This window comes from Streptomyces sp. 130, assembly GCF_007096885.1.
Lineage (GTDB): Bacteria > Actinomycetota > Actinomycetes > Streptomycetales > Streptomycetaceae > Streptomyces.
The window spans coordinates 58,843-75,785 of the sequence record NZ_VJNO01000026.1; the positions used below are offsets into that span (position 1 = coordinate 58,843).

The following is a 16,943-nucleotide window of genomic DNA, read 5'->3' on the forward strand; positions in this document are numbered from 1 at the left end:
TTCCGTGAATCGGATCGTGCTCCGACGGTAGGAAGGCGCCGTTACGCCGGTGTGGCACCGGCCGATCATGGGCGGTAACGCTCGTCGCACACCGGGCGGGCCGCCGGTGTGAGAAGACCGGTCGCTCAGGTCTCCTCGGTGAGCTGTTCGTCCAGGTCGTCGAAGAGCAGTTCCGTGTGGTCGACCTGCCCCGTCCGGTACGCCGAGCGGGCGACCAGGTGCGCGGCGACCGGGCCGGTCATCAGCTGGAAGAAGCCGATGAGCGCCAGCGTCGCCAGGTCCATGCCGCTGCGCAGCCGCAGTGCGACGCCGGCGAGCACGATGAGCATGCCGAGCGCCTGCGGTTTGGTCGCGGCGTGGCTGCGCGAGAGGACGTCGGGCAGGCGCAGCATGCCGACCACGCCGAGCAGGCAGATCGCGGCGCCGAGCAGCACCAGCGCGGCGCCCGCCGTGTCCAGGACCTGGAGCCAGACGCTCACTGCCTCTCCTCCCCGCCGGGCCGGGCCCGCTCCCCGTGCGGTCGGCCGGGCGGCCGGTCGCGTACGGCGATGAAGCGCGCGATGCCGACCGAGCCGGTGAAGCCGAGGAAGGCGAGGACCAGCATGATCGGGAAGTAGAACGGGTCGCGCGCGAACGCCGATTTGGCGCCGAGCCCGGCGATGATGAGCGCGGCGCAGACGTCGAGCGCGATGGCCCGGTCGAGCATCGAGGGGCCGCGCCAGATGCGGGCGAGCAGCAGCGCTCCGGCGGCGGCGATCAGGACGACGGCCGCCGTGAGCAGCACCCGGTCCACGGTCTGGGGGGCGCTCATCGGCCGTCCTCCTGGTCCTTCGGCGGTTGGCCGGTGTGCGGTGCCCGCGGGGGCGGGGCGGCGACCCGCTCGATCTCGTCGCGGGTGCCGAAGGCGCGTACGGTCAGCTCCTCCAGGCGCCACACGGAGCGCCGGGCGGCTTCCAGCTCGGCGGGGTCGCCCGCGTCCAGGACGTGCAGGAAGACGGTGGCCGTGGCGCGGCGGACCTCCACGACGGAACCGTCGGGCACGTTCGAGACGGTGACGGCGGTGGCGGCGAGCATCAGGTCGGAGCGGCAGCGCAGCGGGACGGCGATGACGGCCGCCTGCCGGGGCTGCCGGCCGTGGATCTGCCGGGTGACCTTCACGCCGGAGGTGTACATGTCGTACAGCAGATAGCCGGCCAGGCGCAGGATGCCCCAGGGATGCAGCCGCAGCCCCAGGTCGACCTTGGGCAGCGGGAAGGCCAGGCAGACGGCCACCGCGACCACGGCCCCGGTCAGCAGGTTCGCCCAGTTCAGGCTGGACCAGAGCAGCACCCAGATGACGGTGAGCCAGGCGATCAGCGGCAGGTCGAGCACCCTGCGGCGGCGGGCCCCGAACGCGGCGCTGAACGGCGGCAGGTCCTTGTTCCGGAAGGAGAAGGTGACGAGGCGTTTCACGGTCCCAGCACCTCCCGGGTGTACGGCGTGCGGGCGATGAGTTCGGTGGCGGCACGGTCGGTGTACGAGGTGAGCGGGCCGGCGAACACGGTGAAGGCGAGGCCGAGGCCGACCGCGGCGGCCGTCGCCCAGGTCATCGGGCGGGGCAGCACGCTGGTGGTGGTGACGGCGTGGCCGTGGAGCGTGGCGGCGACGGCGAGCCCGGCGGGCTGGTGGCGGACGCGGAAGCCCTCGTCGCCGGTGCCGGCCATCCGGTCCGGGCCCTCGTCGGCATCGTCGTCGTCGCTGTCGTCGTCCGACTCCAGGACGGTGCCGGCGGCGGCCTGCCCCGGGGGCGCCGCCCGCCAGAAGGCGAGGTTCCAGACCTTGGCCATCACGTACAGCGTGAGCAGGCTGGTCGCGGTCGCCCCGGCGACGAGGGTCCACGCCCACACCCCGCCGTCGGCGACACCGGCGCGCATGAGGCCCAGCTTGCCGATGAAGCCGGACAGCGGCGGGATGCCGGCGAGGTTCATCGCGGGCACGAAGAAGAGGACGGCGAGGGCGGGGGCGGCCCGGGCGATGCCGCCGATCCGGGTGAGTTCGGTGGTGCCGGTCCGGCGTTCGATCAGCCCGGCGACCAGGAACAGCGTGGTCTGGACGGTGATGTGGTGGACGACGTACACGATCGCGCCGGCGTACGCCTGGCGGGTGGCGAGGCCGATGCCGAAGACCATGTAGCCGATGTGGCTGATGAGGGTGAAGGAGAGCAGCCGCTTGAGGTCGGTCTGGGCGACGGCCCCCAGGATGCCGACGGTCATCGAGGCGAGGGCCGCCGCCATCAGCAGGTCGCCGAGCCGGTTGCCGGGGAAGAGCAGGGTCTCGGTGCGCAGCATGCAGTAGACGCCGACCTTGGTGAGCAGCCCGGCGAAGACGGCGGTGACGGGGGCGGGCGCGGTCGGGTAGGAGTCGGGCAGCCAGGCGGCGAGCGGGAAGACGGCCGCCTTGACGGCGAAGACCGTCAGCAGCATGGCCTGGATCAGCGTCTGGACGCCCAGCGGTAGCCCGCCGAGGCGTTCGGCGAGCTGGGCGAAGTTGGCGGTGCCGGTCGCGGCGTACGTCATGGCGATGGCGGTCAGGAAGAGCATCGAGGAGAACAGCGAGATGATCACGTAGGTGGAGCCCGCCCGGATGCGCGGACCGGTGCCGCCGAGGGTCAGCAGGACGAAGCTGGCGACGAGCATGATCTCGAAGCCGACGTAGAGGTTGACCAGGTCACCGGCGAGGAAGGTGCACGAGACGCCCGCGACCAGGATCAGGTAGGCGGGGTGGAAGACGGCGACGGGCGTCTCCTCGTCCCGGTCCGCCATGCCCTGTCCCAGGGAGTAGACGAGGACGCACAGGGTGACGGCGGAGGAGACCGTCAGCATCAGCCCGGAGAGCCGGTCGGCGACCAGGGTGATGCCGAGCGGGGGTGCGAAGTCGCCCAGGTGCACGGAGAGCGGCCCGTCGGTGTCGGCGGCGATCATCAGAGTGACCGAGAGGCCGAGTACGGCGGTGAGCACGGCCACGCTGACGAAGCGCTGGATCTGCTTGAGCCGGGTGCCGAAGGCGAGGCTCAGGCCGGTCGCGCAGAGCGGCAGCAGCACCGGCAGCGGGACGAGGGCGTTCATCCGGTGCCTCCGGGGTCGTGGGTTGCGGGCCCTCGCGGGTCCTCGGTGCTCTTCGTGTAGTCCTCCGGGTCCGCGCCGAGGACGTCGTGCCACAGGTCGCCGGTGGCGTCGCGGCCCCGGGCCTGGAGGGCGCGGTCGGCGCGCAGCCGGGCCCGGAGGCGGCGGCGTTCTGCGCGGTAGGCGCGGCGCGCCTCGGCGCTGCGGTCGCCGTCGGCCCGGAACCGCGCGCGCAGTTCGTCGCGCTCGTCCAGCACCTCGGCGCGCAGGACGATGCGGCGGTCCTCCAGGTCGTCGTGGACCTCGTCGGTGCCGGTGAGCTGGTGGCCGCGGTAGGCCATGGCGAGCAGGAACGCGGTGGTGGCCAGGGTGATGACGATCGCGGTCAGCGCGATGGCCTGGGGCAGCGGGTCGGTGACCCGGCCGAGGTCGACGCCGTACAGCAGCGGTTCGCGGCCCGCCCGGCCGGTGGCGGACAGGATGAAGAGGTTGATGCCGTTGCCGGCGATGACCGCGCCGAGCAGGATGCGGGTGAGGGGCCGGGTCAGCATGAGGACGCCGCCGACGGCGCAGAGGACCGCCGCGGTGGCCAGGAGCGAGGCGCTGACGGTCACGGGGTGGCCTCCCCGGGCTCGGGGCCGGGCCGGCGGGCGGCGGCCTTCTCGGCGGCGGCGCGCTCGATCTGCCGGTCGATCTTGGCGCCGAGGGCCCGCACGATGTCGAGGACGACGCCGAGGACCAGCAGGTAGACCCCGCAGTCGAAGAGGACGGGGGTGCCGAATGCGAAGTCGCCGATGAGCGGCAGGTGGCCGTGGTACGTCCAGGCGTGCAGGACCGTTCCGTCGGTGAGGCCGAGCAGGGCGACCCCGGTGGAGACGAAGAGGCCGAGCCCGGTGAACAGGCCGGGCTGCAGGGGCGCTGCCTCGGCGAGTTCGAAGCGCCCGCCCGCGAGGTAGCGGGTGATCAGGGCGAGGCCCGCGACCAGGCCGCCGACGAAGCCTCCGCCCGGCATGTTCTCGGCGCAGAACAACAGGTAGACCGAGAGCACCAGGATCGGGTGGAAGAGCAGCCGGGTCACCACCTCGAAGACCACGGACCGGTGCTCGGGTGCCAGCGTGGCACCGGCCGCCAGCCAGCCGCGCTCGGGCGCCCCCTCGTCGCCCTGGGGCACCCCGGTCAGCGGTTCGGCGGTCACGGACCAGGCGGTGCGGCCCCGTACCTCGGCGGGCGCCGCCGTCCCCTCGGCGCGGCGGTGCAGGTAGATGAGGCTGGTGACGCCGATCGCGGCGGCGGCGAGTACGGCGGACTCGCCCATGGTGTCCCAGGCGCGGAGGTCGACGAGGATGGTGGCGACGACGTCCTTGAGGCCGTGGTGCTCGGTCTCCTCGACCATGGCGGCGCCCGCCGGGGGCGCGGTGCGCGCGGCGGCGGCGACCCAGACCACCACGCCGAGGGTGGCGGCGGCGGCCAGGGCGACCGGGATGCGCACGGCCCGCCGCCAGGTGCTGACGGACTCCTGGAAGTGCACCGGCATCCGCCGCAGGACCAGCACGAACACGATCATCGACACGGTCTCGACGCAGAACTGGGTGAGCGCCAGGTCGGGGCCGCCCTGGACGACGAACAGCAGGGCGGTCCCGTAACCGGTGAGTCCGGCCAGCACCACGGCCTTCATGCGGCGTCTGACGGTGAGGCAGAGGAGGGCCGCCGCGCAGGTCAGGGCGGCGACGGCGCCCTGGAGCGGGACGTCCCAGAGCCGGGGCGCCGAGGCGCCCTGCCAGGGGCGGTCGGCGATGAGCACGGCGAGCTGTCCGGCGAGCATCACCAGCAGGGTCGTGGCGAGGTACACGGAGAGCGAGCCGCGCTGGACGAAGCCGGTGGCCTGCAGGGAGAGGCGTTCCAGGCCCAGGAGCAGCTGGCCGAAGACGCCGTCGGCGGTGGGCCAGGCGATGCGCCGGGAGAGCCGGGCGACCCGGTCCCGCGCGGCGAAGAGGACCGCGCCGCCGGCGATGGCGGCGACGGAGAGGAGGAGGGCGGTGCCCCAGCCGTGCCAGAGCGCGAGGTGGTACGGGTGCGCGGGGGCCGGGAAGGCGTCGGCGTAGGCGCTGAGCAGCCGGTCGGTCCAGCCGACGGCGGGGCCCAGGACGAGCCCGCAGAGGGCGAGCGCGGCGGGCGCGGCGAGGAAGGCCGGGCCGACCCGGTGCACGGGGGTGTCGGCGACCCCCGGTTTGCGCAGGAAGCCGCCCCAGATGAAGCGCGCGGTGTACGCCACGGTGAGCGCCGAGCCGGCGACCGCGGCGCCGAGCGCCCAGCGGTCCGCCGTGCCGCCGTGCAGCAGCGCCTCGAACGCCGACTCCTTCGCGGCGAAGCCGAGCAGCGGGGGCAGGGCGGCCATGGAGGCTGCGGCGAGCACGGCGACGGCGCACACATGGGGCAGGGCGCGCCCGACGCCGGAGAGCTTGCGCAGGTCACGGGTGCCGGCGGCGTGGTCCACGATGCCGGTGACGAGGAAGAGCGGGGCCTTGAAGAGGGCGTGGCCGAGGATCATGACGGCGGCGGCGAGCGCGGCGTCGCGGTTGCCGGCGCCCGCGAGGAGGGTGAGGAAGCCGAGCTGGCTGACGGTGCCGTAGGCGAGGACGATCTTCAGGTCGTGCAGCCTGAGGGCCCGCCAGCCGGCGAGGAGCATGGTCGCGGCGCCGAGGACCGTCACGACGGGCCGCCAGCCGGGCACGTCGGCGAAGGCGGGGGCGAGCCGGGCGACCAGATAGACCCCGGCCTTGACCATCGCGGCGGCGTGCAGATAGGCGCTGACCGGGGTGGGCGCGGCCATGGCGTTGGGCAGCCACAGGCTGAACGGCCAGACCGCCGACTTGGACAGGGCCCCGCAGAGGATGAGCAGGACGGCGGCCTCCACGGCGGCGGTCGCCGGGGGCGGGTCGGCGAGGATCGCGGAGACGCGGTAGGTCCCGGCCTCCTGGCCGATGATCAGGAAGCCGATCAGCATGGCCAGGCCGCCGAGCGTGGTGACGGTCAGCGCCTGGAGCGCGGAGCGCCTGCTGTGGCGCTGCTCGCTGTCGTACCCGATGAGCAGGTACGAGAAGACGGTGGTGAGCTCCCAGAAGACGTAGAGGGAGATCAGGTCGTCGCTGAGGACGAGGGCGAGCATCGCGCCGGCGAACGCGAGGAGGTTCCCGGCGAATCCGGCCAGGCGCGGTGTCGTGTCGCTGAAGTAGGAGGCGCAGTACAGCAGGACGAGCGTGCCGACGCCGGACGCGAGCAGCACCATGAGTTCGGCGAGCGCGTCCAGGCGCAGGTCGACGGAGACGCCGTAGTCGGGCATCCAGGCCCAGGACCAGTTCACCGAGGAGCCGGAGGCGGCCGTGTCCCAGCGGGTGAACGCCCAGCAGGTGGTGGCGGCGGGCGGCAGGGCGAGGACGAGGAAGGCGCGCGTGCCCAGCCGTCGCACCAGCGGGCGCGCGAAGGCCGCGAGGACGAAGTGGGCGAGGATGAGCGCGGTCATACGGCGGGGCGGCGGGACGCGGCGGCGGGCGGCGGAGGGTGCGGGGCTACCGAACGGACAGAGGGCACTAAATACAGATATATCCCCAAGGCCGCTTCACTCGTCCGACCCGCCGCACCCCGGGCGGCCCGTCACATCACCGGGAGCGCCGCCACTTCATGGCGTTCATGTGCGCGACCGATGTTGAACATGTGATCCCACTTACTTTTCTTTTTTGCACTGTGACTACTATCTATCCGTCCTGGTTCTCAACGGATTTGACCGGCCGTGAGGTCGGTACCACGTCAAGGAGCATGCCCTGCGCACGCGCGCGTCACGGCGGAGCAGCTCGACCACAATGGCGCTGCGGACGGCCCTGCTCGTACTGGCCGTCGTCCCCGGTGTTGCCCTGGCCGCCCTCTGGGCCGTCACCAGTGGTCAGACTCTGCTCGACTTCCAGAAGCAAGCCGCTCAAGGGCAGTTGGCCCAGAAGGCCGGCCAGCCGTCCAACATCGTGTACTACAACCTCCAGGAGGAGCGGCGGCTCAGCGCCGAGGCGCTGGCCCACAGGGGAGGAGGGGTCACGGACGCCCTCCTCAAGCAGCGCAAGCTGACCGACAAGGCGATCGCCAGCTTCCAGTCGCTGTCCGACACCGACACCGACGACGCCCCCGGCGAGATACGGGACGCGGTCGGCGAGGCCCGTACGGCGATCACCCAACTCCCGGCGCAACGCGCTCTCGTGGACGAGGGCGACAACGACCAGCAGAAGGCCGTGTACCGCTACTACACGGACCTGATCGCCGTCGACCTGAAGCTCTTCACCGCCCTCAGCCATGTCGACAACGGCCGGATCACCACGATCTCGCAGCCGTTGGTGGACCTGTTCTGGGCCAAGGAGATGATCTCCCGCTCGGACGCCCTGCTCGCCCGGGGCTGGGCGAAGGGCGGGCTGAGCACCGCGGACCTCCAGGAGGTCCGGCAGGCCGTCTCCGCCCAGTCGTTCCAGTACACGAACAAGGTCATGCCCTATCTCCCGGCGGACGAGAAGGCCAAGTGGCAGGAGGTCTTCGCCGGAACCGCCTGGAAGGCCAAGACCCGGGTGGAGTCCCAGGTGCTGCGCCCGGCCGCCGCGGACTCCTCCGGCTCCGTCTCCCTCGGCGCGAAGGAGGCGGACTGGCGCGGCGCGATGGACGAGCTCACGCCCCAGCTGGTCGAGCTGATGGAGGCCCGCACCGACGTCGTGGTCGCGGAGGGCAAGGACAGTGTGATCTCCCTCCTGATCAAGGTCGTGCTGACCACGGTCGTCGGCCTCGCCGCCGTCGTCGCGGTCATCTGGTTCACCTGGCGGCTCTCGCGCAACCTGCGCCGAAGGATCAGCCGGCTCCAGGAGCGGGCCGAGGAGCTGGAGAAGGCGCTGCCCGACGTGGTCGAACGGCTCGGCAAGGGCGAGCGCATCGACGTCGAGGCCGAGGCCCGGGCGATCGGGGACGGCGGTGAGGCCGGTACGACGGACGAGCTGGCCCAGCTCGGCCACGCGCTCGACCTGGCCCGCACCAGCGCCCTGCGCGCCGCCGTCGACCAGGCCGACCAGCACCGCGGCTTCGAGCGGCTGCTCCAGCGCATCGCCCGCCGCACCCAGCAGCTCATCGGCCAGCAGCTGAAGAAGCTGGACGAGCTGGAGCGCAAGCACGAGGACCCGGAGGTGCTCGACGGCCTCTTCGACCTCGACCACCTCACCGCCCGCCTGAGGCGGTACGAGGAGAACCTGGTCATCCTCGCGGGCGGCTCCCCGCACCGGCGCTGGCGCAAGCCCGTACCGCTGCTGGACGTCATGCGCTCCGCCCAGGGCGAGGTGCAGGACTACCAGCGCGTGGTGCTGGACCTGGACGGCTCCCCGTGGCTCGCCGCGCGGGCCGTGGGCCCGGTCTCCCACGTACTGGCGGAGCTGATCGAGAACGCCCTCACCTTCTCCCGGCCGCCCAGCCCCGTCGAGGTCAGGGCCGCCCAGGTGAGCCGGGGCCTGGCCATCGAGGTCGAGGACCGCGGGCTCGGCATGGAGGAGGACCAGCTCGCGGCGGCCAACGAGCTGATGAGCCGGCTGCCCCGGATGGACGTGCTGGCCCACGCCGACGACATCCGCCTCGGCCTGTACGTGATCGCGCGCCTCGCCCACCAGCACGGGCTCCGGGTGGAGTTCCGCCGGTCGGCGTTCGGCGGCACCCGCGTCGTCGTGCTGGTCCCGGACGCGCTCACCGTCCCCGGCCCGCACGCCGGTCCGGTGGCCGTCCCCGCCCCCGAGGCGGAGGAGCCCGCACAGGCCCCCGCCCCGCTCCGGGACACCGACGCGCTGCCCAGCCGGGGCCGGGGCCGGGCCCTCGCCGGGGTCACCGCCCTGCACGCGCCGGGCACGCACGCGGCCGCCCCCGCGCCCGCCCCCTCCCCCGTGCCCGATGCGCCGTACGACGGCGCGGACGGGCACGCGTACGGGCAGCGGGACGACGTGTACGGCGGGGCCCCGCAGGAGGAGGCCGCACACCACGGCGGCTACCCGGCCCCCGAGCAGCCGTACATGACGACCCAGGGGCAGTACCCGGTCGCCCACCAGGCGTACCCGGAGCCCTCGGAGCCGTACGGCGCTCCGCAGCAGCCCTACCCGGACGTGTATCTGACGGGTGAGCTGGACGCGGACGGCTTCCCGGTCTCCCTGCCCCCGCAGCCGGAACCGGCCGCACCGCCCGCGCAGCTCTCGCAGCCCGCCCCGGGGCCGGACCTCCCGGCCGCGCCGCTCGGGACGTCCCTCGGGGAGCCGCCGCTGCCGCGCCGGGTGCGTCAGGCCAGCCTCGCCGACGAGCTGCGGGTCGACCCGGCCGCTCCGGCCGCCGCGGCCCGGCCGCGGGTCAGGGCCGAGGACCCGCCGCCCCGGACCGCCCCGCACCGCGCGGGTGCGGCCATCGGAGCCTTCCAGCGCCGCTCCCGCGCCGCCCGCGCCACCGACGAGCCGCCGACGCAGCCCGACCTCACGAGAGAAGAACGGACATGACACGCACAACCGCCACTCGCCAGGATCTCGACTGGCTCCTCGACGGTCTGGTCGATTCGGTGGCCGAGACCATCAACGCCGTCCTGCTCTCGGACGACGGGCTGGTGGTGAGCCACTCGCGCACCATCGAGCGGCCCGACGCCGAGCGGCTGGCCGCGATCTGCACCGGGCAGCAGAGCCTGGCCCGCGGTGTGGGCCAGCTCTTCAACGGCGGTGGCGTCCACCAGGTGATCGTGGAGCTGGCGGACCTGTGGCTCTTCATCATCTCGGCGGGCCAGGGCACCCACCTGGCCGTGATCGCCTCCCAGGAGGTGGACGCCGAGATCATGTCGCTCGCCATGCACAACCTCGTCCTCCAGGTCGGCCAGAAGCTCAGCACCCCGGCCCGGGTCGACTTCGACGCCTTCGGCGCCGGGGACAGGCCGCGGGCGTGACCGGCCACTGGCCTTACGGGCAGGGGGACATCGAGGACGACGGCGAGGACGCCGCGGGGACGATGGTGCGCCCGTACACCATCACCCGCGGCCGGACGGCCCCCGACCGGGACGACCTCACCCTCATCACCGTGCTGACGACCGCGCACGATCCGCGGGACGAGCACGGCGCGGCGGCCCGCCCGGGCCGGCTCCAGCCGGAGCACCGGCTGATCCTGGACCGCTGCCGGCGGCCCGCGGCGGTCGCCGAGGTCGCCGCGGACCTCGACCTGCCGGTCTCGGTGACCAAGATCCTTCTGGCCGACCTGGTCGCCAACGGCCTCCTGATCGCCCGGGCCCCGCTGTCGGTGGCCCGGGTGTCCGGCGGCGCCGACATGGGCGTACTGGCCGCTGTTCGCGACGGACTCCGGAGACTCTGACCCAAGATGACCACCAGTCAGGCGGCGCCCGCCGCCGTCAAGATCCTGATAGCCGGCGGTTTCGGCGTCGGCAAGACCACCCTCGTGGGAGCCGTCAGCGAGGTCACCCCGCTGCGCACCGAGGAGCTTCTGACCACGGCCAGCATCGGCGTGGACGACCTGGCCGGCGTCGGCCAGAAGGACACGACGACCGTGGCCCTGGACTTCGGCCGGATCACGGTCAGCCAGGACCTGGTCGTCTACCTGTTCGGCACACCGGGCCAGGAGCGCTTCTGGTTCATGTGGAACGACCTGGTCAACGGGGCCCTCGGCGGGGTCGTGATCGCCGACACCCGGCGGCTCGAGAGCAGCTTCGCCTCGATCGACTTCTTCGAGAGCCGGGACATCCCCTTCGTCGTCGCGATCAACTGCTTCTACGGGCACAACACCCGTACCGCGGAAGAGATCAGGGCCGCCCTGGACCTGGACCCGCACGTGCCGCTGCTGGTCGGCGACGTACGCGAGCGGCCGTTCGGCCGGGATGTGCTGCTGGCCCTCGTGGACCACCTGATGAGCCTCCCCGTGGCGGCGGGCTGACCCCGGCCCGCCCCCTCCCCCTTCACTGCTTCCACTTCCTCGTTCTGGAGAGACCCGACATGGCAACACCTCTGCGCGTCCTGATCCACGGCGGCGGCATCGGCGGGCTGACGCTCGCCACCGCCCTGGCCCGGCGGGGCCACACCGTCGAGGTGGCCGAGCTCCGCGACCAGCTCGAAGCCCTCGGCGTCGGCATCATCCAGCCGTCCAACGCCCTGCACGTGATGCGGGAGATCGGGGTGCTGGAGGAGTGCCTGGAGGCGGGCTTCGAGTGGGAGGTCCTGACCATCGCGGACCCGGCCGGCAACACCCTGGCCGAGATACCGCAGCCGCGCATGGGCGACGCCCCCTCCAACAACGGCATCCCCCGCCCCGCGCTGGCCCGCGTCCTGAACGCGGCGGCCACCTCGGCCGGTGCGAAGATCCGGTTCGGCACGACCATCACCGAGCTCACCGACGAGGGCGACGGCGTCGACGTCACCCTGTCCGACGGCTCGGCCGGGCGCTGGGACCTCGTCGTCGGCTTCGACGGCATCGGCTCGCCGCTGCGCACCCGGCTGTACGGGGACCGCTACGCCCCCCAGTACACCGGCTTCGCCAACTGGCGGGTCACCGTGCCCCGTCAGGAGCAGGTGCGCGGCGTCGTGATGGGCACCGCCGGCCAGGCCGCGAAGGCGCTGCTCACCCCGATCACCGACGAGCTGATGTACCTGGGCTCGGTCTTCGCGGAGGCCGAGGACTTCCGGCCGGACCCGGACAAGGCGCACGAGCAGCTGAAGGAGCGCCTGGCGATGTTCTCGGGGCCGGTCGCCGAGGCGCTGGCCGAGGTCACCGGGCCGGAGGCGGTCGTCTATTCGCGGATCTCCCAGGTGACGGTCGAGGAGCCGTGGCACGTGGGCCGGGTCGTCCTGGCCGGTGACGCCGCGCACGCGTGCACCCCGCACATCGCGCAGGGCGCGGCGATGGCCGTGGAGGACGCGCTGGTGCTCGCCGAGTCGCTGGACGCGGAGGCGGACGTCGACGCGGCCCTGGACGTGTGGGAGGCCCGTCGCCGCCCGCGCGCCATGTGGGTGCAGGCCATCTCGCGCGCGGTGCTGAAGCAGGAGACGGGCGGCCCGACCACGCCGGAGGAGGACGAGCTGCTGAAGATCGGCATCCCGGGCGCCGCCCACGTGCTGGTCCAGCCGTACTGACGCGCTTCGCCACGCCCCCGCCGGCCCCGGTCCCCGGGCCCCGGCGGGGGCGTCCGTCGCCCGGGGCGTCGCGGGCGGTCCCCCGCCCGCACCTCGCGGCGGGGTGGTCCGCGCCGGCGAGGGCCGCCGGCCACAGCACACCGGAAGACGTCCGCGTCGCGCCGCTTCGTAAGGTGGAGCCGAAGAAGTCTTGAGCGCGGAACCGTCTGGGCCCAGGACCCCGCGCCCACCCGAACGGAACCCTCGTGCCCCCCGACGGCCCGCCACGCCCCTTCTGGCGCATCTGCCTGCCGCACTCCACGGCCGCCGTACCGATCGCCCGCGCGCTGATCCGCTCGGTGCTGACGGACATCGACGCCCCCGCCGACAGCGACACCGCCGAACTGCTGACCGCAGAGCTGGTCGCCAACGCGGTGGAGCACACCCCGGGCGACGAGCCCATGGAGCTGGTGGTCGAGCTGCTGGCGGCCGGCTGCCAGGTGGAGGTGCACGACGGCGACCCGGCCCCGCCCGGCGATCTGTCCCGCCCCGGGCCCGACGACGTACCGGACCCGTGGCAGGAGCACGGCCGGGGGCTGCTGCTGATCCGCACGCTCAGCTCGTCCTGCGGCCACCGCCCGACCGAGCGCGGCAAGGCGGTGTGGTTCCGGCTGCCGCCGGCGTAGGGCTCAGGCCAGCCGGGAGCGGCGGTGCCCGTAGACCGCGTACACGAGGGCACCGACCGCGAGGAACACGGCGAACTGCACCCAGGTCGTCCAGCCGGTGCCGTACATCAGATAGACGCAGAAGCCGATGCCGGCGAGCGGGCTCAGGGGGTAGAGCGGCACCCGGAAGGAGCCGCGCACCTCGGGGTTGCGGCGGCGCAGCACGAGGACGGCGGCGTTGACGGCGACCATGGTGGCGAGCGTGCCGATGGTGGTCAGGTTCACCACCATGTCGAGCGAGGAGAAGGCCGCCGGGACCGCGAAGACGACGGCGACGATCCAGGTGTTGGCGACGGGGGTGGCGGTGCGCGGGGAGACCCGCTCGAAGACCCTCGGGACCAGGCCGTCGCGGGACATCGACATCAGGATGCGGGTCTGTCCGTACATCACCGCGAGGACCACCGAGGCGATGGCGACCACCGCGCCGAAGGCGATGACGCCGCCGCCCACGGAGGAGCCGGTGACCTGGTCCACGATCAGCGAGAGCGCGGCGGGCTTGTCGGAGACGGCGTCCGGTCCGAGCGCGCCGATCGCGGCGAGGGCGACCGCGCAGTAGAGCAGCGTGACCAGGCCGATGCAGATCATGATCGCGAGCGGGATGTTGCGCCGGGGGTTCTTGACCTCCTCGCCCGCCGTGGTGATCGCGTCGAAACCGATGTACGAGAAGAACGCCAGGGACGCGCCCGCCGTGACGCCGCCCGCGCCGTGGGCGGCGAACGGGGCGAGGTTGCCGCGCTCGAACGCGGTGAACGCGATGACGCAGAACAGGGCCAGGACCACCAGCTTGAGGACGGCCATCGCGGCGGTGGCGGTCGCGCTCTCCCGTACGCCCCGCACCAGCAGGGTCGCGGCCATCATGACCACGATCACGGCGGGCAGGTTGATCACGCCGCCGTCGCCCGGTCCGGCGGAGAGCGCGGCGGGCAGCTGGTGGCCGAAGAGGCTGTCGAGGAGTTCGTTGACGTACTGGCTCCAGCCGACCGCGACGGCGGAGACCGAGACGCCGTACTCCAGGAGCAGACACCAGCCGACGAGGAAGGCGAGGCGTTCGCCGAGCGTGGCGTAGGCGAAGGAGTAGGAGCTGCCGGAGACGGGAATGGCGCTGCCCAGCTCGGCGAACGAGAACGCCGTGAAGACGCAGGTGACGGCGGCGAGGACGAAGGAGACCACGACGGCGGGCCCGGCCTCCGCCACGCTGTCGGACAGGCCCACGAAGATGCCGGTCCCGACGACCGCGCCGACCCCGAAGCACACCAGCTGGAACAGGCCCATGGTGCGCTTGAGGCCGTGCCCCTCCAGGTCGGCGCCCGACTCGGCGATCAGCCGGTGCGGGTCCTTGACGCGGTGCGGGGGGCCGGGGAGGCGCAGAGGGCGCACGGCGGTGTCTCATTTCGGTGGTACGCGTGGGGGGAGCGCGCTCGGGCGGTGGGGGCCGTCGCGCGCACGAAAAGGGGGTTCGAGCGTGCGAGCTCGAACCCCACCAATCGGCACCATCATAGACACCTGACCGCATATTCACCCAATCGGATGTATGAACATGCGAGGCCGACGCTGCTAGCGGGCCATCGTCGCCACGAGCACGGCCTTGATCGTGTGCATGCGGTTCTCCGCCTCGTCGAAGACGACCGAGTGCTCGGACTCGAACACCTCGTCGCTGACTTCCAGCTCACTGAGCCCGTGCCGCTCGTGGATCTCGCGGCCCACCCCGGTACCGAGGTCGTGGTACGCGGGCAGGCAGTGCATGAACTTCACCCCGGGGTTCCCGGTGGCCCGCAGCACGTCCATGGTGACGGCGTACGGCAGGAGAGCCGCGATGCGGGCGTCCCAGACCTCCTTGGGCTCGCCCATCGAGACCCAGACGTCGGTGGCGACGAAGTCCGCGCCGCGCACCCCCTCGGCCACGTCCTCGGTGAGCGTGACCCGGGCGCCGGACTCCGCGGCGAGCGCCCGGGCCTCGGCGACGACCGTCTCGGCCGGCCAGTACGCCTTGGGCGCGACGATGCGCACGTCCATGCCGAGCAGGGCACCGGTGACCAGGTAGGAGTTGCCCATGTTGAAGCGGGCGTCGCCGAGGTAGGCGAAGGCGATCTCCTCCAGCGGCTTCTCGCTGTGCTCGGTCATCGTCAGCACGTCGGCGAGCATCTGGGTGGGGTGCCAGTCGTCGGTCAGCCCGTTGAAGACCGGCACCCCGGCGTACGCGGCCAGCTCCTCGACGGCCGCCTGGCTGTCGCCCCGGTACTCGATCCCGTCGAACATCCGGCCGAGGACGCGCGCGGTGTCCTTGACCGACTCCTTGTGCCCCATCTGCGAGCCGGAGGGGTCGAGATACGTGGTCGAGGCGCCCTGGTCGGCGGCGGCGACCTCGAACGCGCACCGGGTGCGGGTCGACGTCTTCTCGAAGATCAGCGCGATGTTCCGGCCGCGCAGCGTCTGCGTCTCCGTGCCCGACTTCTTGGCGGCCTTGAGCCCGGCGGCCAGCTCGATCAGGCCGCGGAACTCCGCGGCCGTGAAGTCCAGCTCCTTGAGGAAGTGGCGGCCTGCGAGGTCTATGGCCATGGTGACTGCTCCTGGGTCGGGCGGGGGACGCATACCGTAACGCTGGAAGTCTATACGATGCAATGCATCGCTATACAGAGACGTCTCGTGGTACGGCGGCCCGCCGCCCTCACACCGCGTCCCGCACGACCGGGCAGCTCATGCAGCGCGGACCGCCCCGGCCCCGGCCCAGCTCGCTGCCCCGGATCTCGATGACCTCGATGCCCTGCCGGCGCAGATGCGTGTTGGTGGTGGCGTTGCGCTCGTAGGCGACGACGACGCCGGGTTCGACGGCCAGCACGTTGCAGCCGTCGTCCCACTGCTCGCGCTCGGCCGCGTGCACGTCCTGGGTCGCGGTGAGCACCCGGATCGAGCCGAGACCGAGCGCCTGGGCGATGGCGGTGTGCATCTGCTCGGGCGGGTGGTCGGTGACCTTGAGGTCGCGCGGCCCGTCGCCGGGCTCGATGGTGTACGAGCGGAGCATGCCGAGGCCCGCGTACTTGGTGAAGGTGTCCCCGTCGACCATCGTCATCACGGTGTCCAGGTGCATGAAGGCCCGGCTCTTGGGCATGTCCAGCGCCACGATGGTCCGGGCCGAGCCCGCGTCGAAGAGGCCCCGGGCCAGCATCTCGACGGCCTGCGGGGTGGTGCGCTCGCTCATCCCGATGAGCACGGCGCCGTTGCCGATGACGAGGACGTCGCCGCCCTCGATGGTGGAGGGGTAGTCGTCCTGCCCCTCGGACCAGTGGTGGAAGGCGCCCGCCTCCGGCCCGGTGAACAGCGGGTGGTGGCGGTAGATCGCCTCGAAGTGGACCGTCTCGCGCTGCCGGGCCGGCCAGCGCATGGCGTTGATCGAGACGCCGTCGTAGATCCAGGCCGAGGTGTCCCGGGTGAACAGGTGGTTGGGGAGCGGTCCGAGCAGGAAGTCGTCCAGGTCCATGACGTGGAAGCGCACCGAGACCGGCTCCTCGTGCCGTTCCAGGAACTCCCGTTTGGTCATCCCGCCGACCAGCGCCTCGCACAGCTCGGCCGCGGTCAACTCCTCGAAGGCGGCCCGCAGGTGCTCGGTGGCGAGCGGGCCGTACTCCTTCTCGGCGAAGACCCGGTCCAGCACGAGGCGCCGGGCGACCGGGATCTCCAGCGCCTCGCGCAGCAGGTCGCCGAAGAGGTGCACCTCGACGCCCCGGTCGCGCAGCACGTCCGCGAAACCGTCGTGCTCCTGCCGGGCCCGGCGCACCCAGAGCACGTCGTCGAAGAGCAGCGCGTCCTTGTTGCTCGGCGTGAGCCGTTTCAGTTCCAGATCGGGGCGGTGCAGGATGACGCGGCGCAGCCGCCCGGCCTCGGAGTCGACATGGAATCCCATGCCCACATCCTCACCGCGCGGCGCGCCGTTCACCCGGCGAATCGCCAGCCTGTTCCTGCGGCGCGGCCCGACGCCC

The 16,943-nt window shown here is 72.6% G+C and carries 15 protein-coding genes; 6 read left to right on the forward strand and 9 right to left on the reverse strand.

Translation table 11 applies throughout. The annotated features are described in order from the left end of the window. Positions 1–125: 125 nt before the first annotated feature. The 6 genes from mnhG to FKN01_RS21615 are packed head-to-tail and all read right to left on the reverse strand — an operon-like array spanning position 126 to position 6,621. Positions 126–479, reverse strand: a complete 354-nt coding sequence (mnhG, locus tag FKN01_RS21590) for a monovalent cation/H(+) antiporter subunit G (RefSeq protein WP_143623105.1) — start codon at positions 477–479, stop codon at positions 126–128. After that, complete coding sequence (locus FKN01_RS21595; RefSeq protein ID WP_143623107.1) at positions 476–811, reverse strand: monovalent cation/H+ antiporter complex subunit F; 336 nt, start codon at positions 809–811, stop codon at positions 476–478. Before FKN01_RS21595 ends, mnhG begins: the two co-directional genes overlap by 4 nt. Then, the gene (locus FKN01_RS21600) at positions 808–1,452 is read right to left on the reverse strand and encodes a Na+/H+ antiporter subunit E (RefSeq protein ID WP_143623109.1); all 645 of its coding nucleotides are present in this window, start codon (positions 1,450–1,452) and stop codon (positions 808–810) included. The genes FKN01_RS21595 and FKN01_RS21600 overlap by 4 nt, the downstream gene beginning before the upstream one ends. Next, the gene (locus tag FKN01_RS21605) at positions 1,449–3,104 is read right to left on the reverse strand and encodes a Na+/H+ antiporter subunit D (protein WP_143623111.1); all 1,656 of its coding nucleotides are present in this window, start codon (positions 3,102–3,104) and stop codon (positions 1,449–1,451) included. Before FKN01_RS21605 ends, FKN01_RS21600 begins: the two co-directional genes overlap by 4 nt. Next, complete coding sequence (locus tag FKN01_RS21610) at positions 3,101–3,715, reverse strand: Na(+)/H(+) antiporter subunit C (protein ID WP_143623112.1); 615 nt, start codon at positions 3,713–3,715, stop codon at positions 3,101–3,103. Before FKN01_RS21610 ends, FKN01_RS21605 begins: the two co-directional genes overlap by 4 nt. Then, positions 3,712–6,621, reverse strand: a complete 2,910-nt coding sequence (locus FKN01_RS21615; protein WP_143623114.1) for a Na+/H+ antiporter subunit A — start codon at positions 6,619–6,621, stop codon at positions 3,712–3,714. The genes FKN01_RS21610 and FKN01_RS21615 overlap by 4 nt, the downstream gene beginning before the upstream one ends. Positions 6,622–6,958: 337 nt before the next feature. Between FKN01_RS21615 and FKN01_RS21620 the strand changes: the two genes are divergently transcribed. From FKN01_RS21620 to FKN01_RS21645, 6 genes are all read left to right on the forward strand, one after another. Further along, positions 6,959–9,643, forward strand: coding sequence for a nitrate- and nitrite sensing domain-containing protein (locus tag FKN01_RS21620; RefSeq protein ID WP_143623116.1), 2,685 nt, complete (start codon positions 6,959–6,961; stop codon positions 9,641–9,643). Further along, positions 9,640–10,077, forward strand: coding sequence for a roadblock/LC7 domain-containing protein (locus tag FKN01_RS21625; RefSeq protein WP_143623118.1), 438 nt, complete (start codon positions 9,640–9,642; stop codon positions 10,075–10,077). Before FKN01_RS21620 ends, FKN01_RS21625 begins: the two co-directional genes overlap by 4 nt. Beyond that, on the forward strand, positions 10,074–10,496 hold the full coding sequence (locus FKN01_RS21630) for a DUF742 domain-containing protein (RefSeq protein WP_143623120.1): 423 nt from the start codon (positions 10,074–10,076) through the stop codon (positions 10,494–10,496). Before FKN01_RS21625 ends, FKN01_RS21630 begins: the two co-directional genes overlap by 4 nt. Positions 10,497–10,502: 6 nt before the next feature. Continuing rightward, positions 10,503–11,072: an ATP/GTP-binding protein gene (locus FKN01_RS21635; protein WP_143623122.1), complete on the forward strand. Its 570-nt coding sequence runs from the start codon at positions 10,503–10,505 to the stop codon at positions 11,070–11,072. 59 nt (positions 11,073–11,131) lie between these two features. Then, entirely contained in the window at positions 11,132–12,265 is a 1,134-nt protein-coding gene (locus FKN01_RS21640) for an FAD-dependent monooxygenase (RefSeq protein ID WP_143623123.1), read from the forward strand. Positions 12,266–12,510: 245 nt separating this feature from the next. Beyond that, positions 12,511–12,930 carry an ATP-binding protein gene (locus tag FKN01_RS21645; protein ID WP_143623124.1) on the forward strand — a complete coding sequence of 140 codons (420 nt, stop codon included), beginning with the start codon at positions 12,511–12,513 and terminating at the stop codon, positions 12,928–12,930. A gap of 3 nt (positions 12,931–12,933) precedes the next feature. Here the strand turns inward: FKN01_RS21645 and FKN01_RS21650 are convergent, their stop codons facing one another. From FKN01_RS21650 to FKN01_RS21660, 3 genes are all read right to left on the reverse strand, one after another. Continuing rightward, entirely contained in the window at positions 12,934–14,346 is a 1,413-nt protein-coding gene (locus FKN01_RS21650) for an amino acid permease (protein WP_143623126.1), read from the reverse strand. Between the two features lie 177 nt (positions 14,347–14,523). Continuing rightward, positions 14,524–15,525 carry an ornithine carbamoyltransferase gene (argF, locus tag FKN01_RS21655; protein WP_143623128.1) on the reverse strand — a complete coding sequence of 334 codons (1,002 nt, stop codon included), beginning with the start codon at positions 15,523–15,525 and terminating at the stop codon, positions 14,524–14,526. 109 nt (positions 15,526–15,634) lie between these two features. Beyond that, the gene (locus FKN01_RS21660; RefSeq protein WP_143623130.1) at positions 15,635–16,867 is read right to left on the reverse strand and encodes an arginine deiminase; all 1,233 of its coding nucleotides are present in this window, start codon (positions 16,865–16,867) and stop codon (positions 15,635–15,637) included. Positions 16,868–16,943 lie beyond the last annotated feature (76 nt).

Coding starts and splice junctions, on each gene's coding strand:
- FKN01_RS21595 (WP_143623107.1), bottom strand. CDS start 811: ATGAGCGCCCCCCAGACCGTGGACCGGGTGCTGCTCACGGCGGCCGTC.
- FKN01_RS21605 (WP_143623111.1), bottom strand. CDS start 3,104: ATGAACGCCCTCGTCCCGCTGCCGGTGCTGCTGCCGCTCTGCGCGACC.
- FKN01_RS21615 (WP_143623114.1), bottom strand. CDS start 6,621: ATGACCGCGCTCATCCTCGCCCACTTCGTCCTCGCGGCCTTCGCGCGC.
- FKN01_RS21620 (WP_143623116.1), top strand. CDS start 6,959: ATGGCGCTGCGGACGGCCCTGCTCGTACTGGCCGTCGTCCCCGGTGTT.
- FKN01_RS21625 (WP_143623118.1), top strand. CDS start 9,640: ATGACACGCACAACCGCCACTCGCCAGGATCTCGACTGGCTCCTCGAC.
- FKN01_RS21635 (WP_143623122.1), top strand. CDS start 10,503: ATGACCACCAGTCAGGCGGCGCCCGCCGCCGTCAAGATCCTGATAGCC.
- FKN01_RS21640 (WP_143623123.1), top strand. CDS start 11,132: ATGGCAACACCTCTGCGCGTCCTGATCCACGGCGGCGGCATCGGCGGG.
- argF (WP_143623128.1), bottom strand. CDS start 15,525: ATGGCCATAGACCTCGCAGGCCGCCACTTCCTCAAGGAGCTGGACTTC.
- FKN01_RS21660 (WP_143623130.1), bottom strand. CDS start 16,867: ATGGGATTCCATGTCGACTCCGAGGCCGGGCGGCTGCGCCGCGTCATC.